The following is a 26743-nucleotide window of genomic DNA, read 5'->3' as shown; positions in this document are numbered from 1 at the left end:
CCATCCCTCGTTTATTATTTATAATAGATGAGATGAGAGAAACAATGACAGTCCGATGAACCGAATTTTTTCACGAGCCATGTTCCTTTATATTGTTGTAAAAGTTGTTGGGCACGCTCACATTCACTAAGCTCAGAAGAATATGTTTGAACGTGTGTAATTTCTCCATATGGACGAATGTAATCGATATGCCAACGTTTTCGTTTTTCCAGTTGCATATGACGTCGAATACGTGATTGAATGTTTCGTTTCGCACTCCCTACATAAATATAGTTTCCGCTCGGAAATAAAAAACTACCCAATTTACCGACTTCTACAGTAACATTGCTAGTTATGGTGAAGAATATAGCATATACTGTATGTTGATTGTCAAACATTTCTCACACCTCTTAAAAATTAGTCATTGAAAAATGAAGATCTTAGCAATACAATAAAAGAAGCGTATGTATGAAAAAAGGAGATGACGTTATGCTTTCAAATATCGGAGTGCCTGGTTTAATTTTAATTCTTGTCATCGCTCTTGTCATTTTCGGACCGAAAAAACTGCCTGAAATTGGACGTGCTTTCGGTGAAACGTTGCGTGAGTTTAAAAAGTCAACAAAAGGATTGCGCGACGAAGTATTAGAAGAGCTTGATGAAAATAAAAAATGAAGAGACGAATTCAACGATAAGGCGGCAACAGTATGTTGCCGTTTTTAACATGGAAAAAGGTAGGTGTTTACGCCCGTGGAACAAAAGAGACGATATGAAGATCAAGAGATGACGTTAGTCGAACACTTAGAAGAATTACGCAAACGCGTGTTTATTGTTGTCGGGGCTCTTATTTTATTTTTTATTGTAGGATTTATTTTTGTTCAAGATTTATATCGCTGGTTGATTGCTGATTTAGATGTAAAGTTAACTATTTTAGGTCCGACAGATATTTTATGGGTATATGTTATGTTAGCAGGGGTATTTGCCATCACAATGACGATTCCTGTATTTGTTTGGCAACTATGGATGTTCGTGAAGCCTGCTCTTACTCCAAGAGAACGAAAAGTAACGTTATCGTATATTCCAGCGACATTTTTGTTATTTGTTCTCGGTTTATGTTTTGGTTACTTTGTTGTTTTGCCGATGGTGTTCCACTTTTTAATGAGTCTTGGCGAAGATTTGTTCGCGACGATGTTTACAACAGAGAAGTATTTTCGATTTATTTTAAACATGACGATTCCGTTTGCTATATTGTTTGAATTACCGATCATCGTTATGTTTTTAACAAGCGTTGGTTTAATTAATCCGTACGCATTACAAAAAGTAAGAAAATACGCGTATTTTGTATTAGTTATTATTGCGGTAACGATTACCCCGCCAGACTTTATTTCTGACTTTTTAGTAACCATCCCGTTACTCCTATTATATGAAGTGAGTATATCTATTTCAAAATTTGTGTATAAACGCAAAGAAAAGCAGCCAGAGCAAGAAGCGTCTTCAGAGTAGAAGGCGCTTTTTGTTTTTTAATTATTTGGCTAACGAAGGAAAAGTAGTCATGATCGTACCAAAAGAAGATGAACAGACCATTCTTGATGTACTTCGTTCCCAACTAGAAGGAAAAGACGCAGCTGTGATCGGAACAGTTCGAGCAACAAACAAAGGGCAGTTGTTATTACGGACACCGCTTGGTACAACACGACGGTTATATCGACTGACAGGGCTTATGTTACCTCGTATTTGTTAAACCGTAGGGCAAATCCTACGGTTTTTTTGTCTTTCCTACTTTTTTGCTTTATGTCATAATAAATGACAGTAAATAAAAAAAGGGTGAGGGCATCATGAAGCAATATTTACAATTACTTGAAGATATTTTGCAAAACGGTGTGTATAAAGATGACCGTACGGGGACGGGAACGCTTTCTGTATTTGGACGTCAGTTACGTTTTGATTTACGAGAAGGATTTCCTTTACTGACAACCAAAAAATTACATATTCGTTCCATTATTCATGAATTGCTTTGGTTTTTGAGCGGAGATACGAATATTCGCTATTTAAAAGAAAATGGTGTAACGATTTGGGATGAATGGGCAGATGAAAACGGAGATTTAGGACCGGTGTACGGAGCGCAATGGCGTTCGTGGAGAGGAGCAGACGGACGAACGATTGATCAAATAAGTGAAGTGATTGAACAAATAAAAACAAATCCAAACTCCCGCCGTCTTTTAGTGAGCGCGTGGAACGTTGCAGAATTAGATCATATGAAGTTGCCACCTTGTCATTATGCTTTTCAGTTTTATGTGGAAAATGGGACATTATCATGCATGTGGCAACAGCGATCTGTCGATACGTTTTTAGGTCTTCCGTTCAATATCGCAAGCTACGCGTTACTTACATATATGGTTGCTCAACAATGCGATCTGCAGCCAAAAGAACTTATTTTTACTGGCGGTGATGTTCATTTATACATGAATCATATTGAGCAAGCAAAATTGCAGTTAACGAGAGAACCGCGCCCGCTCCCGAAATTGATAATCAAACGAAAACCTGCTTCTATTTTTGAGTATCGTTTTGAAGATTTTGAAATTGTTGATTATGATCCGCATCCGCATATTAAGGCGGACGTGTCTGTATAAGGAAGTGATTTAGTTGATCTCTATCATTGTTGCGATGGATCGCAATCGGGTGATTGGTTATAACAATACGTTACCTTGGCATTTGCCGGCGGATTTAGCTTATTTTAAACGTGTCACTTTCGGACATCCGATTGTTATGGGGCGAAAAACGTTTGCATCGATTGGTCGTCCACTCCCTGGGAGAATCAATATCATACTGACACGAGACAAAATGTTTTCAACAGATGCGAATGTGCAAGTCATTCATTCGATAGATAACATTCGACAAATCGAGCAACAATATGGCCATGCGTTCGTTATTGGAGGAGCACAAGTATTTGAGCAAGCGATGCCGCTAGCGGATCGCCTGTATGTTACACATATTGACGCAACGTTTACAGGCGATACATTTTTCCCGCCAATCGATGAAAAACAATGGACGCTTTATATCGCCCAACCGGGTGTGCAAGATGAAAAAAATCGCTATCCACATACATTTTGCATATATGAACGAGCTCGCTAATCGGCGGGCTTTATCTTTTTAAATAATTTTTAGAAAATTTACTTTTCTTTATCCGAAAATATGATATATTTTAGAATAACATAAATGTGACAACGAATTTATAAATGGAAAGGAAACGAGAAGATGGAACAACAAGTAAAACGAAAACATGGCGTATATGTAGAAGATATTTTAATTGCTTATCAAACGTTAAAAGATGTCGTGTATCATACTCCTTTACAAAAAAATGAATTGCTTTCAGAACGTTATGATTGCCACGTATACTTTAAACGGGAAGATTTACAAGTCGTTCGATCGTTTAAAATTCGCGGGGCATATTATCGAATGAAAAGTTTATGTGAAGAAGAAAAGAAAAACGGCGTTGTCTGTGCAAGTGCAGGAAATCACGCCCAAGGCGTTGCTTATTCGTGTCGAGTACTCGGCGTACACGGTAAAATTTATATGCCGTCTACTACTCCACGACAAAAAGTATCACAAGTACAATTTTTTGGTCGGGAATTTGTTGATATCATTTTAGTTGGTGATACATTTGATGACTCTTATGAGCAGGCGCTTGTTTGTGCCAAGAAAGAGCAACGAACGTTTATCCATCCGTTTGATGATGAGGCTGTCATTGCTGGACAGGGAACGGTCGGGGTTGAAATTTTAAATGATTGTGAAGAGCCGATCGACTATGTGTTCGCAAGTATTGGCGGGGGAGGGCTTATTTCTGGTGTCGGTACGTATATAAAAAGCATTTCACCAAAGACAAAATTAATCGGTATCGAACCTGAAGGAGCTCCTTCGATGAAAAAATCGTTTGAAGCAAAAGAAGTCGTTACTTTAAATGGAATCGACCCATTTGTAGATGGAGCAGCGGTAAAGCGTGTCGGGGAAAAAACATTCACGTTAGCCAAAGAAATAGTCGATGATATTGTTGTTGTTCCTGAAGGAAAAGTGTGTACAACGATTTTACAGCTTTATAATGAAAATGCGATTGTAGTCGAGCCTGCTGGAGCGTTGCCGGTTGCTGCACTTGATTTATATAAAGAACATATTCGTGGCAAAACAGTTGTTTGCATTATCAGTGGAGGAAACAACGATATTGGACGTATGCAAGAAATTAAAGAGCGTTCTATGATTTATGAAGGACTTCAGCATTATTTTATTGTCAATTTTCCACAACGTGCAGGCGCTTTACGTGAATTTCTTGATGAAGTGCTGGGACCAACAGATGACATTACATTGTTTGAATATACGAAAAAGAATAATAAAGATAGTGGTCCAGCTCTTGTTGGTATTGAATTGAAATGTCGTGAAGATTATGGTCCGCTTGTTGAACGAATGAAGAAAAAAGGTTTTCCGTTTATGGAAGTGAATAAAGATAGTAGTTTATTCCATTTGCTCATTTGACAAAAATTTTTTATAAATCGATGACGAAATGTGACATACTTCAACACGAAAATCGTGTATAATATAAGTAAATCGGTCAAAAAAGAGGATTGATATTTTGTTATTCAAAAGCCTAGAGTTTAAAAACGTAGATGGGCAAAAAGTAAAAATTATCGAAATTCCGGTATTGGAGGACGATAACCCTTATCAATTTATGGTAAAAGTAAGGTTACAAACGTTTATTGCACAAGTGTATGCGAGCAAAAAAACAAAGAAGGTGTATTCGTTTAAAGATTATTTAAAACGTGTGTTGAAGTGGCCGGTATACGAACAAATATTTAAATCTGAAATTTTAAAAAACAATGCATAAATGACGAAGGAGCTGTTTTGCTAATGTGCAAATCAGCTCTTTTTTTACAAAAAATTTTATGAAAACGACGACATGCAGGGCGATTTTATTATATAATTTCACCGTACGAAAATTTTAGAATGAAATACAGGAAGTGAAAAAATGAGTAAAGTAAAAATTGTAACAGACTCTACGGTCGATTTACCCAAAGAAATAATTGAAGCGTGGGACATTCGTGTCGTTCCATTATCCATCTCTATTGATGGGGAAACATATTTAGATGGTATTGACTTAACTCCACAACAATTTATTGAAAAAATGAAACAAGCAAATGAACTTCCGAAAAGCTCTCAACCGTCTGCAGGACAGTTTTTACAAGTGTATGATGAACTTGGAGAAGCGGGATACGATGTTATCTCGATTCATATGACAGGAGGAATGAGCGGAACGGTGCGCTCTGCCGAAAGTGCAGCTGCGATGACAAAGACAAACGTCACCGTTGTCGACTCACGCTTTATTTCTCTTGCACTTAGCTTTCAAGTATTAGAAGCGGCCAAAATGGCCTCTGAGGAAAAGACAGTATCAGAGATTGTTTCCCATCTCGATACAGTTCGTGCGAATACACATTTATTCGTTGTTGTTGATACGCTTGAAAATCTCGTCAAAGGTGGACGCATCGGACGAGGGAAAGCGATGATAGGTTCGTTACTAAACATCAAACCGATCGCTTCATTAGAAGATGGGGTATATACGCCTGTCACAAAAGTTCGGAGCCAGTCCCAAATTGTCAAATATTTAACCAATCAATTTGTTGAACATACGAAGGGAAAAAAAGTTCGAGCAGTCGGAATTGCTCACGCAGATGCGCTTGATTTAAGTGAACGATTAAAGCAATCCATTGCGGAAACGACAGGATGGACACAGACGGACATTGTGTATACAACTCCAATCATTTCGACACATACAGGTCCAGGAGCGATAGGGTTTATGTACTATACGGAATAGGAGGACATAAAAGGTGAAGCGTATACGTTTATGGCTGTTTGCTGTGCTGTTGTTCTCGCTTGTCGCTTGCCAACAAGCGATTCCAGATGCAAAAAATTGGCCGATCGAAGATTTCACATTTACTGACCAACATGGTCAACAGTTTGGTCTAGCTGATTTAAAAGGAAAAGTGTGGGTAGCCGATTTTATTTTCACACGATGTGCTGACGTTTGTCCACCGATGACAGCAAATATGGCGAAATTACAAAAAATGGCGAAGGAAAAAGGGTTAGATGTGCACTTTGTTTCATTTAGTGTAGATCCCGAAAACGATACACCAGATGCGTTAAAAACGTATGTTGAAAAGTTTCAAGGAGATTTAAGTAATTGGCACTTACTTACAGGTTACACCCAACAAGACATTGAACGCTTTGCGCAGAAAAACTTTAAAGCCGTTGTAAAAAAGCCACAAGAAGGGGATCAAGTCATTCACGGTACAGATTTTTATCTCGTTGACCAAAATGGAACGATCGTGAAGTATTATAGTGGCTTAAACGATGTACCGTACGAAGAAATTTTAAAACATATTGACATGTTACAAGAATAACATATACAGACAAAAATGATGACCGTGTCATTTTTGTCTTTTCTTTTATAGAGAGGGGATCCCATATGAACAAACTGCTTCTTCTATTTCTTTGTGTATGTTTAGTCGGATGTTCCTCGACCTCTACAACTACTGTCCCAACGACCATACAAGAAAATGAACAAGAACAAATCAAGCCACGTGATTTACATGTTGTAGCGTTAGGCGATTCGTTAACGGAAGGGGTAGGGGATGGTAAAGGTGGCTATGTCACATTCATTAAGCAATATTTAGAGCAACGTGAAGATGTGAATAAGGTGTTTGTTCAAAATTTTGGCAAACGGGGGTTGCGTAGTGAACAACTAACTGATGTCATCATGAACAATGAATCGGTCATTCGAAAAGCAGATGTTATTTTGATTACAATTGGCGGAAACGATGTCATGAAAGTTGTCCGGTCACATTTTTTATCCTTAACGTATGAATTGTTTGTTAAAGAACAACAGATGTTTGCTTCCCGACTTGACGAGCAATTGCAACTTCTTCGCTATATAAATCCAGATGCTTATATTGTACTTATCGGGTTATACAATCCGTTTTCTTCGGCTTTTCCGAATATACAAGAAATGGGGGAGATCATACACATGTGGAACGAAGGAAGTAAGAAAGTGATCTCGCGTTATGATCGTGCGCTATTTGTACCTATTGACGATTTGTTTGAAGAACGTGATGATATATTGTATGACGATCAATTTCATCCGAACACACGTGGCTATGAACTAATCGCACAACGTATGTATGAACATCTACAAAAACATGAAGAATGGATAGGGGAATAAATAGTGAAGTGGAAAGTGTTATTTTTTAGTTTGTTAGGAATAAATAGTTTAGTGATGGCGTTATTACTTTTTTATATGTTTCAATCATCTCCTTCCCCATATATATCGAATGTTAACGTGGAAGGACCGACATTTACTGTTCAAACATCTAAACAACATCTAAATGCGTTAGTGAACGACTATATTCAGAAGCATGAAAAAAAAGGTGGTTTGTCTTACAATGTTCAATTAGCTGATCGGTTGTATATAACAAGTGCTATCCCGATATTTGGAAAGCCTGTTGATTTGACGATGGCATTTAATCCAAAGGTGGATGAGAATGGTCATGTTGTACTTGCTCATCCGACGATGACGTTTGGGCAACTCCGTTTACCTGTACCGTATGTATTAACGTATATCAATAAACATGCTTCATTGCCAAATTGGGTGAAAATCGATGCGAAACATGAACGCATTTATATTGTTGTAAGCAACATTCGTATAAAAGAAGGACTCGTGTTGAAGGCGAAAACGTTCGATTTAAATAAAAATGATATCACTTTTACAGTTACTATAACAAAATAATGAGGATGTCTCTCATTACTGAGGGACATCCTATTTGATTCGCAATCCTTTAGGATAAAAGTTTTTTACAACTCCTTTTACTTCTTTGCCCCAACCAAGCGGATATCCATCAATAGTCACTAATATCCATCCACGATCTCCGTTCGTTTGTAATGTTTCTCCTTTCATATATCGGAGGCTTTCTTCAAATGTAAGAGACAGATATGCTTGTACTTGTTGTTTTGTTAATGCCATCGCTAAAGCGTGGTTTGGTTCAAAGCGATTTTTTTTCCATTCTCCGATATGGAGACCAGGACGAACAACTTTTAAGCCATCTAAGCGAGGACAGGTATGTGGGAGGGCAAATAAGTGCGTGCCAAACGCATACATCGTTCCTTTTATTGGTGTTTGGATGGTATGATTCATAAACGTTTCATAATCACGCCACATCACTTTAGGGACGTTACATGCAACTGTTTTTCCATTCCAATGTTTTGTGCTCCCTCGTTTGCGCATTTTCGCAACGAAATGTCCTTCACCTTTTAGATGATGCGGCCAGAGCCTTGCTGTATGTGCAATGTTTCCACGATGTGTGTTTGTCCAATGTGACACACCTGGTTGAATACCATGTTCTTTTTCAATTGGTATTAATTCCATATCCTCGTAAGTTGCTAAAAACCAGTCAATGATTTGCTCGTTTTCTTCTGGAGAAAATGTGCATGTCGAGTAAACGAGTGTGCCTCCTTCACTTAGCATCTTATAAGCACATGATAAAATGTGTCGTTGTGTTTGTGCACATTTTTGAACGTGTTCTAAACTCCAAAATTGGATCGCTTCTTCGTCTTTTCGAAACATGCCTTCCCCTGAACATGGAGCGTCAACTAAAATTTTATCAAAAAACTCTTCAAACGTTTCCGATAATTTTTCAGGCGTTTCATTTGTCACAACAGTATTTGTAATTCCGAGCCGTTCAATATTTTCAGATAAAGCTTTGACGCGTTTTGGATGAATTTCGTTTGCCAGTAGAAAACCTTCGTTATTCATCATCGCTGCTAATTGTGTCGTTTTCCCCCCCGGCGCTGCGCATAAATCGAGCACTCGTTCTCCTGGAGATGGGGCAAGCACTTCAGCGACAAACATGGCGCTAGGTTCTTGAATGTAATACAATCCGGCAGCATGATACGGATGTTTTCCGGGTTGGGCGTTGTCATAATAAAATCCCGTAGGACAAAAAGGGATCGGTTCAAGTTCCCATGGGCTTATGTTTAAAAATGTTGATGGTGATACTTTCAATGAATTGATCCGTAAACCGTTGACTTTTTCTTCATTGTATGTCGCAAAAAAACGCTCCGCTTCATCTTGAAGCAAAGCACTCATTTTCGTTACAAATTCTTTTGGTAAATGACATGTAGCCACTATAACCACTTCACTTTCGGTTCTGTTTTGTTTAAAATACGTTTTATGTTCGCTCGGTGACGATAAAACACAAAAAGTGTTAATAATGTGACGACAATGCGCAAAGGAACATCATCGGTCCATATAAATGCATAAGCGGTCGCATACACGCCTGTTAACATAGATGAAAGTGAAACGTATTTTGATATATATAGAATGAGAAAAAAGACAGCTAACATCGTCATAAATAGAACGGGTGAATAAAATAACAACACTCCACCAGATGTAGCAACCGCTTTTCCACCGCGAAATTGTGCAAACACCGGATATGTATGACCAAACACAGCAAACATCCCTATAAGAAGCGGGTGAATATCTACAGAAAACAATACAGGTAAGCTGGCGGCTAACGTTCCTTTTAAAATGTCGGCAATTGTCACAATTAATCCCGCTTTTCCACCGAGCACGCGAAATGTATTTGTTCCACCTAAATTGCCGCTCCCGTGTTCACGTATGTCAATTCCGTACCCTACTTTTCCAACGATCAACGCGAACGGAATTGAACCAAGTAAGTAACCGAAAATCAAAAGCAAAACAGACATCATATGCCCCCTCTACTCCATTCATATTTCCTCTATGGAGGTTATGTTTTTATTGTAACATGCTTTTTTAAAAAATGAAGGCAGGATTATTTTTTTACATGAAGAAATACTAGTTTATTATGGGAGGTAGATGATATGGGTCCAAGTCGTGAACAAATTAAGCAAATTTTAAACAAGGCGAAGCGAATTGCTGTGGTAGGATTGTCAGATCGTCCGGAGCGTACATCTTATATGGTTGCAAAAGCGATGAAAGAGGCAGGCTACGACATTATTCCAGTTAACCCTCTTATTAAAGAGTGGGAAGGCATTCCAGCCGTTGCTGCGTTAACAGATATCGAAGGACATGTCGATATTGTGAATGTGTTCCGTCGCTCCGAACATTTACGTGAAATCGCTGAACAGTTTGTTCAAATGGATGCAGACGTGTTTTGGGCGCAATTAGGTGTATATGATGAAGACGTATATCATGATTTAACAGAAAAAGGGTATACGGTTGTGATGGATCGCTGTATCAAAGTAGAACATGCGCTCACACGGTAAAAACGACCATTCTTTTTGTAATGGTCGTTCTTTTTCTTCACGACGTTGGACGTTTTACGAATGTATGTTAAAATAGAGAAAGTCGAAAAAATAGAAACAAATGTTCTTGTTATGAAAGGGGAATGATTGTGACAGATAAGCAGCTTCTTACATATAACGAAGACACCATTCAAGTGTTAGAAGGGTTAGAGGCGGTTCGTAAACGGCCAGGCATGTATATTGGAAGTACAGATAGTCGAGGTTTGCATCATCTCGTATATGAGATTGTAGACAATGCAGTTGACGAGGCGCTTGCTGGATATGGAAAGCGTATTATTGTAACGATACATAATGACCAAAGCATTAGCGTGCAAGATGAAGGACGTGGGATGCCTACAGGCATGCATAAGTTAGGAAAGCCTACTCCAGAAGTTATTTTGACGGTATTACATGCTGGGGGAAAATTTGGTCAAGGTGGCTATAAAACGAGCGGTGGGTTGCACGGTGTTGGCGCTTCTGTTGTGAATGCTTTGTCTGAGTGGTTAGAAGTGACCATTCATCGTGATGGGTTTATATATTATCAACGGTTTGAACACGGTGGAAAACCTGTAACTACACTTGAGAAAATTGGAGTAACAAAACAAACAGGGACAAAAATTCACTTCAAACCAGATCCAACGATTTTTAGCACAACGACGTTTCATTACGAAACGATTAGTGAACGGTTGAGAGAATCTGCATTTTTATTAAAGGGGTTAAAGATTGAATTATACGATGAACGAACAGGTTTGCGCGATACATTTTATTACGAAAACGGCATTGAGGCGTTTGTGCAATATTTAAATGAGGAAAAAGACGTGCTTCACCCTGTTGTATTTTTTAATGGTGAGCAAAGTGATATTGAAGTCGAGTTTGCTTTCCAATTTCATGACGGATATGCAGAAAACATGCTTTCGTTTGTAAACCATGTCCGAACGAAAGATGGAGGGACGCATGAAATTGGGGCTAAAACAGCGATGACTCGCGTGTTTAATGAATATGCACGAAAAGTAGGTTTATTAAAAGAAAGAGATAAAAACTTAGAAGGGACAGACATCCGTGAAGGATTATCTGCCATCATTTCTGTTCGCATTCCAGAAGCACTTTTGCAATTTGAAGGGCAAACGAAAGGAAAATTAGGAACACCTGAAGCTCGTTCCGCTGTTGAAGCGGTCGTTAGTGAAAAACTGACGTATTTTTTAAATGAAAACCCAGATATTGCAACGCTGTTAATTAAAAAAGCGATTCGCGCGTTTCAAGCGCGTGAGGCTGCACGAAAAGCTCGGGAAGAAGCAAGGTCGGGAAAAAAGCGAAAAGGAAAAGAGCACGTATTAAGCGGAAAGTTAACGCCTGCTCAAACGCGAAATCCAAAAAAAAATGAGTTGTATTTAGTTGAAGGGGATTCAGCTGGTGGATCTGCGAAACAAGGCCGTGATCGTCGCTTTCAAGCTGTATTACCTCTTCGTGGGAAAGTGATTAACACGGAAAAAGCGAAATTAACCGATATTTTTAAAAACGAAGAAATTAATACAATCATTCATGCCATTGGTGGCGGTGTCGGGGCTGATTTTTCACTCGATGATATTCACTATGACAAAGTGATCATTATGACTGACGCGGATACAGACGGTGCGCATATTCAAGTATTGTTGTTAACGTTCTTTTATCGCTATATGCGACCGCTTATTGAAGCGGGCAAAGTGTTTATCGCTCTTCCACCGCTGTATAAAGTGAGTAAAAAAGTTGGCAAAAAGGAAGTGGTGGAATATGCATGGACGGATGAACAATTGCAGTCGATTTTGAAAAAGATCGGTAAAGGATATACGATTCAACGTTACAAAGGACTCGGTGAGATGAATGCCGATCAATTATGGGAGACGACAATGAACCCTGAAACACGGACGCTTATTCGTGTTCGTATTGATGATGCAGCACGTGCAGAACGTCGTGTAACAACATTAATGGGCGATAAAGTAGAACCGAGAAGGAAATGGATTGAATCGAATGTGCAATTCGGTTTAGAGGACGATATGAATATTTTAGAAAACGATCATGTGATGACAGCTGAGGGGGAATAAGGGAATGGAACGCGTATTAGATTTACCATTTGAAGATGTGCTTGGAGACCGATTCGGCCGATATAGTAAATATATTATTCAAGAACGCGCCTTGCCGGATGTGCGCGATGGATTAAAGCCGGTGCAACGCCGCATTTTATATGCAATGTACGTAGACGGAAACACATCGGATAAGCCATTTCGTAAATCGGCTAAAACGGTCGGAAATGTCATCGGTAATTTTCACCCGCACGGTGATTCTTCTGTATATGAAGCAATGGTACGCATGAGTCAGGAATGGAAAGTAAGAAATGTACTTATTGAAATGCATGGAAATAATGGGAGTATTGATGGAGATCCACCCGCAGCGATGCGTTATACAGAAGCAAGATTATCCGCTATCGCATCGGAATTGTTGCGCGATATTGAAAAAGAAACGGTAGAGTTTGTACCGAACTTCGATGATACGAGTAAAGAACCCGTTGTATTACCAGCGATGTTTCCGAATTTGCTCGTCAACGGTTCCACAGGCATTTCAGCAGGTTATGCCACAGAAATTCCACCACATCATTTAGGAGAAGTAATTGATGCCGTTATCATGCGTATTGATCATCCGACTTGTACGGTTGATGATTTAATGACGGCACTGAAAGGACCAGATTTTCCAACTGGTGGTATCATTCAAGGAAAAGAAGGCATTAAAACAGCCTACGAAACAGGAAAAGGCAAAATCGTTATTCGGGGGAAAGCCACGATTGAGCAAGGCAAAGGCGGTAAACAAGCCATTGTGATTACAGAAATTCCTTATGAAGTGAATAAAGCGAACTTAGTTAAAAAAATTGATGAATTGCGTCTAGAAAAAAAATTGGACGGAATTATTGATGTGCGCGATGAAACAGATCGTACAGGATTACGCATTGTCATTGAAGTGAGAAAAGATGGAAATGCAGAAGGTATCCTAAACTATTTATATAAAAATACAGATTTACAAATTACGTATAGCCTCAATATGGTCGCTATTCATGAGCGCCGTCCAAAATTATTAAATTTGCCGCAAATGTTGGATGCATATATTGAGCATCAAAAAGAAGTTGTCGCGAATCGTTCACGTTATGAATTACGGAAAGCAAAAGAACGTGCTCATATTGTAGAAGGATTAATGAAAGCTGTTTCTATTTTAGATGAAATCATCGCAACGATTCGCGCTTCTCAAGATAAAAAAGATGCCAAAACGAATTTAATGGATCGATATGGGTTTACAGAACCTCAGGCAGAAGCCATTGTCACATTGCAGTTATATCGTTTGACGAATACAGATATTTATGATTTACGTGAAGAAGCAAATGCGCTCCATGATAAAATTGAGCAACTAACATCGATTTTAGAAAGTGAAAAAAAACTATTATCTGTCATTAAATCGGAATTAAGAAAAATGAAAAAAACGTATGCCGATGAACGAAGAACGACCATTGAAGAAGAAATAAAAGAAATTAAAATCGAAATGAACGTTGTGATTCCGGAGGAAGATGTCATCGTCACTATTACAAAAGACGGATATATTAAACGCACGAGCCTTCGATCTTATAGCGCCTCTAACGGACAAGATATCGGAATGAAAGAGGGCGATAGGTTACTTGGGATGTTTGAAATGAATACAACACATACGTTATTGTTATTCACAAATAAAGGGAACTATTTATATTGTCCTGTTTATGAACTTCCAGACATTCGCTGGAAAGATCTTGGTCAACACATTTCCCATATAATTCCGCTTGATCGAGACGAACAACTGACTAGCGCCATTCCAATCGCAGATTTTGAAAACGGGCATTTATTATTTATTACAAAACAAGGATTTGTGAAAAAAACTCATCTCGTTCATTATAAAGCGCAACGTTATTCTAAGCCGCTTGTTGCCATGCGATTAAAAGAAGATGATGAAGTCGTGAACGTATATCCAACAAACGGAATGGGACATATATTTCTTGTCACACAATACGGATACGGATTATTGTTTTCAGAAGAAGAAATTGGAGAAGTAGGTGTTCGAGCAGCAGGAGTAAAAGGTATTCATTTGAAAGATGGAGATTATGTTGTTTCTGGTCAACAGGCAACAGACGAAAACATAATTCTTGTAACAAAACGCGGGGCAGCAAAAAAAATTGCGCGAGCAGAGATCGAACTATCTACTCGGGCGAAACGAGGACAACTTCTCGTTAAAGAAGTGAAAACGAATCCACATCGATTAGTAAGTTGTCATTTCATTTCACATGGTTGGGTTATTTTAAAAACAGAGAAAGGAATAACGGAAGAAGTTCATGTCGATGAATTACGACTAAGTGATCGATATGGCAATGTTACATATGTAATTGATTGTGACGAAACAGGTAACGTGACAGATACATGGGTGAAATGGTCATAATTTCCTTGCATTCATTTATGATTTCAATTATATTGAAGAAGGTATAGTTTGTATGTGGGGGATTTATGATGAGGTTTAAACGTCAAGAACCTTTTCGATATCAATTTGGTCAACCGCTTCCGTGTACGTTTCGTATCACACGTATTGGGGAACGGGAAGTAGAAACGGATAAAGGAGCGGCTGAAATTCACGACATTAGTCCACGCGGCATTCGAATGGAAACAGCCTTAAATTTGCCAATTGATTCCGCCAAAGGCGAATTGGAAGTGGAGTTGCAATTTACAATCGTTGATCAACCAATCAACGTGCGTGGGATTGTCATTTGGAAGAAAACATATGTAAACGAATTTCAATACGGTCTTTCCCTAGAGATTTCAAAACAAGAGGAAATACAATTAATTGGTGAAATAAAACGACACGCAGCGATGTATGCGTGGAAAAAAGGAAGTAAGTAGAAGAAGATGTCCGTGTATGAAGTGTCTCCTCTCTGACAGAGGACACTTCAATATGGGACATCTTTTTTCTTTGAAAATTATTTGAAAGCGGTTGACTAACTTGTATATACAAGTTAAAATAGAGGCAGACAAGTTGACTTGTATATACAAGTTACAAAAGGTAATGTAAACGCTTCAACTAAGGAGGAATAAAGGATGCGACAATCTGTGGAGCAAATTGTTCAAGCGGTCGGTGGGAAAGAGAATATTATCGCCGCTACACATTGTGTGACGCGCCTTCGTTTTGCACTAAAAGATGAAGGGAAAGTGGACAAAGAAGCACTAGAAAACATTGATATTGTGAAAGGTTCTTTTTCGGTGAACGGTCAGTTTCAAGTTGTTATCGGACAAGGACTAGTTGATAAAGTGTATAACGAAATGGTTGAAATGACCGGGATTGGTCGAGCAACGAAGCAAGAAATAAAAGACGCTGCAGAAAAAAAGTTAAATCCGTTACAACGTGCCATTAAAACATTAGCTGACATTTTCATTCCGATTTTACCAGCCATCGTCACAGCCGGTTTATTGATGGGGATTAACAATATTTTAACAGGTCCAGGAATTTTTTATGAAGGAAAATCGATTGTTGATGTTCATGAACAATGGCGCGATTTTGCTGATATGATCAACTTAATTGCTAACACAGCGTTCGTCTTTCTACCAGGATTAATTGGTTGGTCAGCGGTAAAAAAATTCGGAGGAAGCGAGCTGCTCGGAATTGTACTTGGTCTTATGCTCGTTCATCCAGCATTACTAAATGCATGGGCATACGCTTCCGCTGTACAAGAAGGAACAGTACCTTATTGGAATTTATTTGGATTTGACGTTCAGAAAATCGGCTACCAAGGTCAAGTGTTACCTATTTTAATTTCATCATATGTGTTAGCAAAATTAGAAGTATTTTTAAAAAGACGTATTCCAGAAGCGTTTCAATTGTTGCTTGTTGCTCCAATTGCGTTGCTTTTGACGGGATTTATTTCTTTCATTGCGATCGGACCTGTAACATTCGGAATTGCAAACGCTTTAACAGATGGTCTTGTCGCACTATTTGATCGTTTTGCTGCATTAGGTGGACTCGTATATGGGGGATTGTACGCTGTTCTTGTTGTCACAGGAATGCATCATACGTTTTTAGCGGTAGATTTACAACTGATCGGTAGTACAGGTGGGACATTTTTATGGCCGATGCTTGCTTTATCAAACATTGCACAAGGTTCAGCAGCACTCGCGATGATGTTCGCAACAAAAGATGAAAAATTGAAAGGTTTATCGTTTACATCGGCTGTATCCGCTTATTTAGGCATTACAGAACCAGCGATGTTTGGTGTAAACTTGCGATTCCGTTATCCATTCATTTCGGCTTTAATTGGTTCGGCAACGGCAGGCATTTTTATTACGATCAATAAAGTAAAGGCGTCTTCTATCGGTGTCGGTGGATTACCTGGCTTTTTATCAATCTTCCCTGATAAATGGGTACCATTTTTCATCGGCATGGCCATTGTTCTTGTCGTTCCATTTACGTTGACATACATCTTGGCAAAGACGAAAGGCGGTAAGTAATATGCATCCATGGTGGAAAACAGCGGTCGTGTATCAAATTTATCCGAAAAGTTTTAAAGATACAAACGGTGACGGAATTGGCGACTTGCAAGGCGTCATAGAAAAACTCGATTATTTAAAAATGCTCGGGGTGGATGCCATTTGGCTCACCCCGATTTACGAGTCACCGCAGCGCGATAATGGATATGACATTAGCGACTACTATCGTATTTATGAACCGTACGGAACTATGGAAGATTTTGAGAATCTTATTAAAGAAGCGCATAAGCGCAACATAAAAATTGTAATGGATATCGTTGTAAATCATACGTCAACAGATCATGAATGGTTCAAACAAGCTCGTTCATCGAAAGATAACCCATATCGTCATTTTTATATTTGGAGAGATGAGCCAAACAATTGGCAATCAAAATTTGGAGGATCTGCTTGGGAATATGATGAACAAACGGGGCAGTATTATTTACACTTGTTCGATGTTACACAAGCTGATTTGAATTGGGAAAACGAAGAAGTACGCAAACGTGTATACGATATGATGCATTTTTGGTTACAAAAAGGGGTAGATGGCTTTCGTTTGGACGTCATTAATTTAATTTCAAAAGATCAGCGATTTTTAGATGATGACGGTTCTATTCCTCCGGGTGATGGAAGAAAGTATTATACAGACGGTCCACGTATTCATGAATTTTTACAAGAAATGAATCGAGAAGTATTTTCGAAGTACGATATGATGACAGTAGGAGAAATGTCATCAACGACAATTGATCACTGTATTTTATATACAAATCCTGAACGTCATGAGCTGAATATGACGTTTAACTTTCATCATTTAAAAGTCGACTATCCAAATGGAGAAAAGTGGGCAGTTGCTGATTTTGATTTTTTACAGTTAAAAAAGATTTTATCGGAATGGCAAATTCACATGCATAAGGGTGGGGGTTGGAACGCATTATTTTGGTGCAATCATGACCAGCCACGCATCGTTTCTCGTTACGGCAATGACGGACGCTATCATAAGCAATCAGCAAAAATGCTTGCGACAACGATTCATATGATGCAAGGAACACCTTATATTTATCAAGGTGAAGAAATTGGGATGACCGATCCGAAATTTGAACGAATTGATGACTATCGTGATGTAGAGTCATTGAACATGTATCGTATACTAAAAGAACAAGGAAAAAGCGAGCAAGAAGTGTTGCATATTTTACAGCGAAAATCGCGTGATAATTCGCGAACACCGATGCAATGGAGCGATGAACCACATGCAGGCTTCACAACGGGAACACCTTGGATTTCTGTGGCGAATAACTATAAAGAAATTAATGTTCAACGAGCATTACAAGATCGAACATCTATTTTTTATCACTATCAAAAACTCATTCAGTTGCGTAAACAGTATGACATCATTACGACAGGGGACTACGAACTCATTTTAGAAGACCATCCTTCGATTTTTGCATATATTCGCAACGGAAACGATGAAAAACTTGTTGTGATTAATAATTTCTACGGACAAGAAACGTTGTTTGAATGGCCAAAACATATAGATATAAGTGAATATACTAGTCAAGTTTTATTATCAAACTACGATGATTCACCAAACGACTTTAAACGAATGACGTTACGTCCGTATGAATCCATTGTTTATTACTTGAAAAAATAATGGTAAAATATTTTTCGGTGATAAACAATGAGTGAAAATAAATATTTATCGATTTACAATGACTTGTTATCAAAAATTGAAAAGGGAATTTTTAAGCCAGGGATGAAAATTCCCTCCGAAAATCAACTCGTTGAACAATATGAAACATCGCGAGAAACGATTCGCAAAGCACTCAACTTGCTTTCTGAACACGGATATATTCAAAAAATTAAAGGAAAAGGTTCAATTGTATTAGATGTTCGTAAATTCGATTTTCCGATTTCGGGGCTCATTAGTTTTAAGGAATTGGCGCAAAAACTTGGAAAACCTTCACGAACAATTGTTGAGCAACTTGAAATAGTCAAACCTGATGAAGTGTTAAAAAAGCATCTTCATGTCACCGCACGAGAGGAAATTTGGAAAGTGGTGCGTGTACGAGAAATTGAAGGCGAGCGCATTATTTTAGACAAAGATTTCTTTAATAAAAAGTTTGTGCCGTTTTTATCTAAAGATATATGTGAACGGTCCATTTATGAATATTTGGAGAAGGAATTGCAATTAAAAATTAGCTTTGCGAAAAAGGAATTTTTCGTTGAAGAATGTAACGAAGAAGATCGCATGTATTTAAACTTAAAGCAATATACGCATGTTGTTGTGGTGCGAAATTACGTTTATTTAGATGATGCCAGTTTGTTTCAATATACTGAATCCCGGCACCGCCTTGATAAATTTCGCTTCGTTGATTTTGCACGACGTATTCATTTGCATTAAAAATAATCCGTGGCATATGCCGCGGATTATTTTGTTTCACGATGTAATGTGTGGCGTTTCAAACGTGGGCAATATTTTCTTAATTCCAGTCGTTCAGGATTGTTACGCTTATTTTTCGTTGTTATGTAGTTGCGATCTCCAGTTTCTGTACATTGTAAAACAACTTTCACACGCATATAGGCACTCTCCTTACAAAGAAAATAGGAATCATTACGTTTTGTATCATAATATAAACTTTGTCAACAATCGTAGCCGGAATCATTCCGACTACGATTGAAGATGCTCTTTCATAAATTGTGGAAGACGGAAACATTGGCTTAAAACATCAGCGTTTGCATATTTCGTTTGCTTTGTGAAGGTGTGAAGTCGGTCAAATAAAATCGGCTGTTTTGCACCAAGAGTGAAGCTCCATAGCCCGCCAGGATACGTTGGCACAGTAGCTGTATATACGTGAACATGCGGGAATAAATGACGAATATTTGCATATGTTTGTTTCAATACATCCATATGGAAAATCGGTGATTGGCTTTGACAAACCATCATTCCATCTTCTTTGAGCGCTTCATGCACACTTTTATAAAAATCGTATTCAAATAATACTTGGGCAGGACCAATAGGATCAGACGAGTCAATGATAATGACATCGTACGTATTCATATGATCTTTCACAAATTGAACCCCATCTTTATACACATACTGTACACGAGGGTCGGAAAGATTTCCAGATACTTCAGGTAAATGTTCTTTACATGCTTGAACAACAAGTTCATCGATTTCGACGAGATGGATTTCTTCTACCTCTTCATATTTCGCCACTTCACGAGCTGCACCACAATCGCCCCCACCGATAATTAAAACTTTTTTTGGCGACGGATGAAGAGAAAGAGGAACATGTGTGATCATCTCATTGTAAATATGTCCATCAATAGAAGTTGTTTGTACAATTCCATCAAGCACAAGCATTCTTCCAAAGTCATATGAGTCTAAAATCATCACATGTTGAAATGGTGAGCGTTCTGAGTAAACGATCTCCTTGATACGATAACTAATCTTTAAATTTTCACGCTCATCTTCTGTTAACCATAGCTGTCCATTTTGCTCTTTTATGTAGTTCATAGCTTCCTCCTCTAACAATGTATTTTGCGCCTTCTTTATATTAATACATTTGTGCATGAGTTTGCAAAGGATGAGAACATCAGATAAAAAAATTGCAATAGTCACTTTATTCGCAAACGTTTACAAAAATAAAGTGTTGACAGTTCTTTTAACATTTACACGAATGCATTGAAAAATAGAAAGAAGAGGAGTAGGATAAGTGTGAAAAATATCACAAAATAGAAAGAGAAGTGAGAAAACAATGGAAGCTTTACAAACATGTAAAGAGCTTGCATTAAAGAAGCGCTCCATTTTGCAAACATCGCCTCTTCAATACATGATTCGTGCTGCGTTGGCAGGTGTATACATTGGTTTTGCTCTCGTTCTTTGCGTACGTATCGGACAATACTTTTATGAGGCGCATTCACCTGTAACGTATTTAGTGAGCGGTATTTTCTTCGGAATTGCCCTTGTGTTGATTATGTATGGCGGTGCAGAACTATTTACAGGGAATACGATGTACTTTACTGTAAGTACGCTTCAAAAAGAAACGACGATTGGTGACACGCTTCGTAACTGGGTGGCGTGTTATAGCGGCAACTTGCTTGGTGCGATTTTCTTCGCCTTTTTGATTGCACAGTCAGGTATTTTTCATGACATTCCGATGGATCATTTACTTTTTGCAATTGCCTTGAAAAAAATGCACGCAACAACGGTACAATTGTTTGTCAAAGGGATTTTATGTAACTGGCTTGTTTGTTTAGCTATTTTTATTCCAATGCAAATGAAAGAAGATATGGCAAAAATGTTTGCGATGATTTTAATCGTTTTCGTCTTTTTTGCTTCCGGATATGAACACTCTATTGCAAACTTTGTTATTTTTTCACTTGCTTTAGCTGTCGAGCATCCAGATACAATTCATGTAGCGGGGATTATCCATAACATCGTACCTGTAACGCTTGGGAATATCGTTGGTGGCTCATTATTTATGGGGGCGTTATACACATATCTTTCATCTAATAAACAATCTACGCCTGCGTGGAAAGGGGCGTTTGGAGTAAGAAAAATATTGAACAAATAAAAAATAGTCGGGATATGTTCTCGACTATTTTTTTATTTGTTATAATAAAGGCTATTATTTTATTTCATTTTTCTGTCTATGGGGGGAGTTACGATGTATTTTCAACAAAAACATGTGCAAAAGTTTATGAACAAATATAAAGATCGAGCACGCTTGCTTATTTCATGCCCAGATCAACCAGGCATTGTGGCCGCTGTCACTACTTTTTTGTACGAAAAGGGGGCTAATATTGTGGAATCAAGTCAATACTCGACAGATCCTGAAGGCGGTACGTTTTTTTTACGAATCGAGTTCGATGCTCCGAATATATCAGAAAGAAGAAAGGCGATAGAGAAGGAATTTGCAACGATTGCACAACAGTTTGAGATGAATTGGCGATTGAGCTTACATACGCATGTGAAAAAAGTAGCGATATTTGTTTCAAAAGAAGAGCATTGTTTATTAGAGTTACTATGGGAGTGGCAAGCGGGTGAATTACTTGCAGATTTGGCTCTAGTTATTAGCAATCATGAGCAAATGAGAGAAACGGTAGAGTCTTTCGGAATCCCATACTATCACATACCGGTAACAAAAGAAACAAAAGAGAAAGCGGAAGAAAAACAAATCCAACTATTAAAGGAACACGATGTGGATGTCATTGTGCTTGCTCGTTATATGCAAATTTTATCACCACATTTTGTTGCAACGTTTCCAGCACAAATCATTAATATTCATCATTCGTTTTTACCGGCATTTGTTGGCGCACGACCATATGAGCAAGCTTATCGACGCGGAGTGAAACTGATCGGTGCCACTTCTCATTATGTAACAGATGATTTAGATGAAGGCCCAATTATTGAACAAGATGTCGAGCGGGTGGATCATAAGCATCATGTAGAAGACTTAAAGCGAATCGGGCGCATGATCGAAAAAACGGTTCTTGTCCGCGCCCTAAAATGGCATTTAGAAGACCGTGTCATTATTCATGAAAATAAAACAATTGTTTTTAAATGAAGGAGGGGGAACCTTCTTCTTTTTTTTTACAAAAAATTGATATCATAAAACTATGTTCTAAATAAAAACTGAATAAAAATAAAAATGTTCAATTATAATGGAAATGGAGAAGGAATTTTCTTTTAAGTAAAGAATGTGTCATATGAAAGGAGGAGAAAAAATGAGTGAAAAAAGAAAACCGAGCGGATTTTTATTAAAGCAACGCGCATTTTTAAAGTTATATTTAATTACTTTGACTGAACAGGAACGATTGTATGGATTGAAATTGTTAGATGTGCTTCGTGAAGAGTTTCAACCATTTGGGTATCGTCCGAATCATTCAGAGGTATACAAAGCGCTACATGATTTGATTGAAGATGGCATTTTAGAACAAGTAAAAAAGAAAAAAGAAGGAATGAAATACCAAGAAGTTGTTTATTATCGTTTTACTGAGGAAGGATATAAGAAAGCCCAGTTGTATAAGCGACAATTAAAAACAGAACTTGATCGTTGTGAAGCGCTTATCCGTAAAGCGATCAAAGATAATTTTAGTTGACAAAAGAATTATATTTCATTTAATATACTGATAAGGGTATAAGAAAAGGGGTTTGATGAACATGACATATGATAATCAAGTGAAGAACCGTTTAAAGCGAATTGAAGGACAAGTTCGCGGCGTACTAAAAATGATGGATGAGCAGAAAGACTGCAAAGAAGTCGTTGCTCAGTTGTCAGCTATTCGTAGTGCTGTTGATCGTGCTATTGCAGTTGTTGTAAGTGCTAATTTGGAACATTGCATTCGTAAGGATATAGAAACAGGATCATTAGAAAGTGAAAAACTTATTCAAGAAGCGGTAGAGCTACTCGTCAAAAGCCGGTAGTGCCGAGTGGCTCCCTCTTTCATTCATTTGTTAACATAATATAATTATGTTAAACTGTTCTTTTGTTTGCACAAATTCATTTGTTTTTTGTACAATACGTACGTATGAAAATATAGAGAGGAATGACATCATGATTTATACACAGTCATTTACACTACCAGAAACGATTGAAGCGATCGTTAAAGAAAGAAGAGAGATGTTTAAAAATAACATAGACGAACAGGCTGAATATACGGCATATACACCCGCTCATGAGTCCATTTTATATGACGCAATTATTGCTTTGGCTCTAGGAAAAAATGTGTTGTTAAAGGGGCCGACAGGATCAGGGAAAACAAAACTAGCCGAAACGTTATCGCTTTTCTTTGGACAGCCAATGCACAGCATTAATTGTTCAATTGATTTAGATGCTGAAGCGATGCTTGGTTTCAAGACGATTCAACAAACAAATGGGCAAGCAACAATTGAATTTATCCCCGGGCCTGTGATTGAAGCAATGACAAAAGGGCATCTGTTATATATTGATGAAATTAACATGGCTAAGCCGGAAACGTTACCGATTTTAAACGGGGTACTCGATTATCGAAAAATGATTACAAATCCATTTACTGCGGAAGTTGTTAAAGCGAAGCCGACATTTGGCGTCATTGCAGCGATTAACGAAGGATACATTGGAACAGTACCGTTAAATGAAGCATTGAAAAACCGTTTTGTTGTCATTGATGTGCCGTACGTCCAAGGTGAAGCATTAAAACGTATTTTACAACAACAAACGAAGCTAACAAATGAAGTGCTATTAGATCGTTTTGTTACACTATCCGCAGATTTAATTGTTCAAGTGAAGCAAGGATATGTATCAGAAGAAGCTGCTTCCATTCGGGCGTTGATCGATGCTTGTGATTTAGCGGTATACATTCCACCACGACGGGCAATCGAGCGAGCGATCGTCGAAAAATTGGAGGACGACCGGGAAAAAGCTGCGGTGCGCAATTTAGCCGAAACGTTGTTTGATGAATGAGGGTGGCTACATGAATCGTTTTATTATGTTTAATGATAAAAAAGTTGATTCTTTTTTGTTTATGGAGCTATCTGATTTAGTGAAAACATTAACAAAAGATGAGGAAATGGAGCTCGAGTTCGGTTATCAGTCGTATCTTGATCGGCAACATAAAAAAGTCGTTGTCAGTCACTTTTGGGATAATCGTCCAAAAGAACAGTACGTATATGGATTAAAAAGCGATGTGTTTTTGCGGACGATCGGAAATTTCCATTATACAAGTGACAAAGACATTCTTTTCTTCCTTCATCAAATAAAAGCATATTCTATTCCGAACTTTGCTAAACAGTTATTTGTGTTGCTTGAAGATATGCGGTTAGAAGATATATGCCGGCATGTACGTCCTGGTACAAAAAAAGCGTTCGTTATTCGGAAACATGTATATCGCCATTACTTCGAAACTCAATGGAATGTGAATATGATAAAAAGCGTTTATACAGATGCATTGTTTAATTATTTATATTTACTATTAACAGCGGAACAACCCGTAAACGATATTTTTCTTCCTGAACGTTTACGCTTAGCTCTTCCGTTTGTTGAGCGCGAAATAAGAAATGTATATGACGCAAAATCGACTGCTCACATTACACGTATTGTACTCACAACGATAGATGTGCTAGATGAACTGTTAGATACTGATATGCTAAACACATATTTTCATCTCCCAGAGTATATTTACGTTAATCAGCAAGAAGATAGTGGAGATATTCGCCGGAAAGATCCATTGAAAAACCATGACGTGCTTGATAAAAAATCGGAAAATGAAGATATTTTTCAAGAGACGATGCATACATGGCATCGTGAAACAAGCGATATGACGAATAGTTTTTTACAGTTTGATCTCGAACAAGGTTCACAGACTGACTTGCTCGGGGAAGGGGTTCGTCAAGGGGAAGCAGGAGACCAATCTCTTGGGATAGTGCATGGTTCATCACAAAAAACAACACATAATGATTATACGCATTTAGAACAACAAGAGCATCGCTACGAACTTTCTGGACGTTCCGAGTATGAATACGGAAAAGAAAATCGTTATGCTAAGCCGATATTTGTGGATGCTTTGCCACCGACAATTGAGCAAACTAAACAGTATGAACGTAACCGGGGAGTAATTGGGCCGTATCAAAAAAAATTGACACGATCCATTGAAAAAGTACTCGAGCATAAAAAAATACACCCTCGTACGGATTTACATGCAGGTCGTTTAAATAAAAAGCTATTACGCTTTTTTACAGAAGAACATCCGCGTTTATTCTATAAAAAACACGAAACATCCCCGTTATTAGATGCTGCTTTTGTTTTGCTTGTCGATTGTTCTGCATCGATGTATGACAAAATGGAAGAAACAAAAAAAGGAATTATTTTATTTCACGAATCTCTTAAAGCGCTTCGCGTTCCGCATAAAATTGTTGGTTTTTGGGAGGATACGAACGACGCTACATCGTCTTATCAACCTAATTATTTTCAAACTGTTATTGATTTTGATGATTCTCTAAGAAAAGATCATGGGGCAAGAATTATGCAATTGGAGCCACAAGAAGATAATCGTGATGGTTTGGCTATTCGATTAATGACAGAAGAATTACAAAAAAGAAACGAAAAACAAAAATTTTTACTCGTCTTTTCGGATGGGGAACCAGCTGCTTTCGGCTATGATCAAAATGGGATTGTAGATACACACGAAGCGGTTGTAGAAGCGAGAAAATTAGGAATTGAAGTAGTCAATGTGTTTTTAGCAAACGGAATAATTAGCGAAAGTCAACAAAAAACGATTGAAAATATATATGGACATTACAGTGTACTCGTTCCAAACGTAGAGCAATTACCAATATTTTTAGCCCCATTGCTAAAGAAATTACTGCTGCATAAATTGTAAAACACCCACCATTCTGGGTGTTTTTTATGTTAATCATCAAAAAAATTTGTTAACAAAAAAATTTTTTAAAAAAAAGATTGTGTTGGGATATTATATGAGAAAGTAAAAGAGTAGTAAACATAATCGTTTTAAAATAATATATTAAAATAATTAAATTTCAATTTTGTTCCTTTAATGCTGTAAATTGTATATGTTTTTCTAATTTTTACTATTGACGCATAATTTTAATTTTCAGATAATACTATTGCAAGATTAATAATCTTCAGACTGTTGAAAAACGATTTTGTCAAGGACAAAATCGTTTTTCTTTTGTTAATATGTTAAAGGAAAACTATGAAGAAGGAGAGGTAGAAGTATGTACCGTCCTTTCTGTTAAAGCCGATGATAAAATCCCCAATATAGCCGGAATAAAATTCCCCACTTACAATAGAACCATAGTGTCAACGAGAGGAGCTATGGTTCATGATTACGAGAGGGGAATTTTTTATGATCAAAGA

At 37.9% G+C, this 26743-nt stretch carries 28 protein-coding genes and 1 pseudogene; 24 read left to right on the top strand and 5 right to left on the bottom strand.

Annotated features, from left to right (window positions below; genetic code table 11):
- Nucleotides 1–14: 14 nt before the first annotated feature.
- Nucleotides 15–377, bottom strand: coding sequence for a GIY-YIG nuclease family protein (locus tag ETB99_RS04735; protein WP_035019599.1), 363 nt, complete (start codon nucleotides 375–377; stop codon nucleotides 15–17).
- Between the two features lie 91 nt (nucleotides 378–468).
- On the opposite strand from ETB99_RS04735, the gene ETB99_RS04730 reads away from it, so the two are divergent.
- From ETB99_RS04730 to ETB99_RS04685, 11 genes and pseudogenes are all read left to right on the top strand, one after another.
- Complete coding sequence (locus tag ETB99_RS04730) at nucleotides 469–651, top strand: twin-arginine translocase TatA/TatE family subunit (RefSeq protein WP_012575061.1); 183 nt, start codon at nucleotides 469–471, stop codon at nucleotides 649–651.
- 108 nt (nucleotides 652–759) lie between these two features.
- Entirely contained in the window at nucleotides 760–1479 is a 720-nt protein-coding gene (tatC, locus tag ETB99_RS04725) for a twin-arginine translocase subunit TatC (RefSeq protein ID WP_052023519.1), read from the top strand.
- 16 nt (nucleotides 1480–1495) lie between these two features.
- Nucleotides 1496–1717: pseudogene (locus tag ETB99_RS04720) on the top strand (AIR synthase-related protein); the annotation flags it as partial.
- Between the two features lie 94 nt (nucleotides 1718–1811).
- Nucleotides 1812–2606, top strand: a complete 795-nt coding sequence (gene thyA, locus ETB99_RS04715) for a thymidylate synthase (protein WP_064221177.1) — start codon at nucleotides 1812–1814, stop codon at nucleotides 2604–2606.
- A gap of 13 nt (nucleotides 2607–2619) precedes the next feature.
- Entirely contained in the window at nucleotides 2620–3108 is a 489-nt protein-coding gene (locus ETB99_RS14875) for a dihydrofolate reductase (RefSeq protein WP_216366069.1), read from the top strand.
- A gap of 123 nt (nucleotides 3109–3231) precedes the next feature.
- Nucleotides 3232–4500: a threonine ammonia-lyase IlvA gene (gene ilvA / locus ETB99_RS04710; protein ID WP_216366068.1), complete on the top strand. Its 1269-nt coding sequence runs from the start codon at nucleotides 3232–3234 to the stop codon at nucleotides 4498–4500.
- Nucleotides 4501–4597: 97 nt separating this feature from the next.
- Nucleotides 4598–4849, top strand: a complete 252-nt coding sequence (locus ETB99_RS04705) for a YpmP family protein (protein ID WP_077428363.1) — start codon at nucleotides 4598–4600, stop codon at nucleotides 4847–4849.
- Nucleotides 4850–4990: 141 nt separating this feature from the next.
- Nucleotides 4991–5833, top strand: coding sequence for a DegV family protein (locus ETB99_RS04700; RefSeq protein WP_077428364.1), 843 nt, complete (start codon nucleotides 4991–4993; stop codon nucleotides 5831–5833).
- Nucleotides 5834–5846: 13 nt separating this feature from the next.
- Entirely contained in the window at nucleotides 5847–6419 is a 573-nt protein-coding gene (locus ETB99_RS04695) for an SCO family protein (protein ID WP_006318425.1), read from the top strand.
- Between the two features lie 65 nt (nucleotides 6420–6484).
- Nucleotides 6485–7237: an SGNH/GDSL hydrolase family protein gene (locus tag ETB99_RS04690; RefSeq protein WP_077428365.1), complete on the top strand. Its 753-nt coding sequence runs from the start codon at nucleotides 6485–6487 to the stop codon at nucleotides 7235–7237.
- Nucleotides 7238–7240: 3 nt separating this feature from the next.
- Entirely contained in the window at nucleotides 7241–7801 is a 561-nt protein-coding gene (locus tag ETB99_RS04685; protein ID WP_077428366.1) for a YpmS family protein, read from the top strand.
- A gap of 30 nt (nucleotides 7802–7831) precedes the next feature.
- Here ETB99_RS04685 and ETB99_RS04680 read toward each other — a convergent pair whose 3' ends face one another.
- Both ETB99_RS04680 and plsY read right to left on the bottom strand, forming a co-directional pair.
- Nucleotides 7832–9196: an RsmF rRNA methyltransferase first C-terminal domain-containing protein gene (locus ETB99_RS04680; protein ID WP_171700038.1), complete on the bottom strand. Its 1365-nt coding sequence runs from the start codon at nucleotides 9194–9196 to the stop codon at nucleotides 7832–7834.
- A complete protein-coding gene (gene plsY / locus ETB99_RS04675; protein WP_171700037.1) occupies nucleotides 9196–9777 on the bottom strand; it encodes a glycerol-3-phosphate 1-O-acyltransferase PlsY in 582 nt (193 codons plus the stop codon). The genes ETB99_RS04680 and plsY overlap by 1 nt, the downstream gene beginning before the upstream one ends.
- Nucleotides 9778–9912: 135 nt before the next feature.
- Here plsY and ETB99_RS04670 point away from each other — a divergent pair, with 135 nt between their 5' ends.
- The 7 genes from ETB99_RS04670 (at nucleotide 9913) to treR (ending at nucleotide 19284) form a co-directional block, all read left to right on the top strand.
- Complete coding sequence (locus ETB99_RS04670) at nucleotides 9913–10317, top strand: CoA-binding protein (protein WP_077428369.1); 405 nt, start codon at nucleotides 9913–9915, stop codon at nucleotides 10315–10317.
- 122 nt (nucleotides 10318–10439) lie between these two features.
- Nucleotides 10440–12413 (top strand): DNA topoisomerase IV subunit B, encoded by a 1974-nt coding sequence (gene parE / locus ETB99_RS04665; protein ID WP_171700036.1) that lies wholly within the window; start codon nucleotides 10440–10442, stop codon nucleotides 12411–12413.
- A gap of 4 nt (nucleotides 12414–12417) precedes the next feature.
- Entirely contained in the window at nucleotides 12418–14814 is a 2397-nt protein-coding gene (gene parC / locus ETB99_RS04660; protein ID WP_171700035.1) for a DNA topoisomerase IV subunit A, read from the top strand.
- Nucleotides 14815–14882: 68 nt separating this feature from the next.
- The gene (locus tag ETB99_RS04655; protein WP_226373751.1) at nucleotides 14883–15269 is read left to right on the top strand and encodes a PilZ domain-containing protein; all 387 of its coding nucleotides are present in this window, start codon (nucleotides 14883–14885) and stop codon (nucleotides 15267–15269) included.
- Nucleotides 15270–15464: 195 nt separating this feature from the next.
- Nucleotides 15465–16868 (top strand): PTS system trehalose-specific EIIBC component, encoded by a 1404-nt coding sequence (treP, locus tag ETB99_RS04650; RefSeq protein ID WP_129000262.1) that lies wholly within the window; start codon nucleotides 15465–15467, stop codon nucleotides 16866–16868.
- Between the two features lies 1 nt (nucleotide 16869).
- Nucleotides 16870–18534 (top strand): alpha,alpha-phosphotrehalase, encoded by a 1665-nt coding sequence (gene treC, locus ETB99_RS04645; protein ID WP_129000263.1) that lies wholly within the window; start codon nucleotides 16870–16872, stop codon nucleotides 18532–18534.
- Between the two features lie 27 nt (nucleotides 18535–18561).
- Nucleotides 18562–19284 carry a trehalose operon repressor gene (gene treR, locus ETB99_RS04640; RefSeq protein ID WP_171700034.1) on the top strand — a complete coding sequence of 241 codons (723 nt, stop codon included), beginning with the start codon at nucleotides 18562–18564 and terminating at the stop codon, nucleotides 19282–19284.
- Nucleotides 19285–19310: 26 nt separating this feature from the next.
- On the opposite strand, the gene rpmG is transcribed toward treR, so the two are convergent.
- Both rpmG and speE read right to left on the bottom strand, forming a co-directional pair.
- Nucleotides 19311–19460: a 50S ribosomal protein L33 gene (gene rpmG, locus ETB99_RS04635; RefSeq protein WP_035019608.1), complete on the bottom strand. Its 150-nt coding sequence runs from the start codon at nucleotides 19458–19460 to the stop codon at nucleotides 19311–19313.
- A 91-nt stretch (nucleotides 19461–19551) separates the two neighbouring features.
- Nucleotides 19552–20400, bottom strand: coding sequence for a polyamine aminopropyltransferase (speE, locus tag ETB99_RS04630; RefSeq protein ID WP_077428376.1), 849 nt, complete (start codon nucleotides 20398–20400; stop codon nucleotides 19552–19554).
- Between the two features lie 241 nt (nucleotides 20401–20641).
- Here speE and ETB99_RS04625 point away from each other — a divergent pair, with 241 nt between their 5' ends.
- The 6 genes from ETB99_RS04625 to ETB99_RS04600 all read left to right on the top strand — a co-directional run bounded on the left by ETB99_RS04625 (nucleotide 20642) and on the right by ETB99_RS04600 (nucleotide 26246).
- Nucleotides 20642–21460 (top strand): formate/nitrite transporter family protein, encoded by an 819-nt coding sequence (locus ETB99_RS04625; RefSeq protein ID WP_171700033.1) that lies wholly within the window; start codon nucleotides 20642–20644, stop codon nucleotides 21458–21460.
- Between the two features lie 93 nt (nucleotides 21461–21553).
- Nucleotides 21554–22453 carry a formyltetrahydrofolate deformylase gene (gene purU / locus ETB99_RS04620; protein ID WP_129000265.1) on the top strand — a complete coding sequence of 300 codons (900 nt, stop codon included), beginning with the start codon at nucleotides 21554–21556 and terminating at the stop codon, nucleotides 22451–22453.
- Nucleotides 22454–22613: 160 nt separating this feature from the next.
- Entirely contained in the window at nucleotides 22614–22988 is a 375-nt protein-coding gene (locus tag ETB99_RS04615; RefSeq protein WP_003397201.1) for a replication termination protein, read from the top strand.
- Nucleotides 22989–23049: 61 nt separating this feature from the next.
- Nucleotides 23050–23313 carry a metal-sensitive transcriptional regulator gene (locus ETB99_RS04610; RefSeq protein WP_041638381.1) on the top strand — a complete coding sequence of 88 codons (264 nt, stop codon included), beginning with the start codon at nucleotides 23050–23052 and terminating at the stop codon, nucleotides 23311–23313.
- Nucleotides 23314–23509: 196 nt separating this feature from the next.
- Nucleotides 23510–24331, top strand: a complete 822-nt coding sequence (locus ETB99_RS04605) for an AAA family ATPase (protein ID WP_237811478.1) — start codon at nucleotides 23510–23512, stop codon at nucleotides 24329–24331.
- Nucleotides 24332–24341: 10 nt separating this feature from the next.
- Nucleotides 24342–26246, top strand: a complete 1905-nt coding sequence (locus tag ETB99_RS04600; protein ID WP_171700031.1) for a vWA domain-containing protein — start codon at nucleotides 24342–24344, stop codon at nucleotides 26244–26246.
- Nucleotides 26247–26743: the final 497 nt, after the last annotated feature.

Origin of the sequence: Anoxybacillus sp. CHMUD (assembly GCF_013096965.1) — a bacterium.
Classification (GTDB): Bacteria; Bacillota; Bacilli; order Bacillales; family Anoxybacillaceae; genus Anoxybacillus; species Anoxybacillus kestanbolensis_A.
Note: the sequence above shows the minus strand (reverse complement) of the source record. Positions and strands in the feature narration are given on the sequence as shown.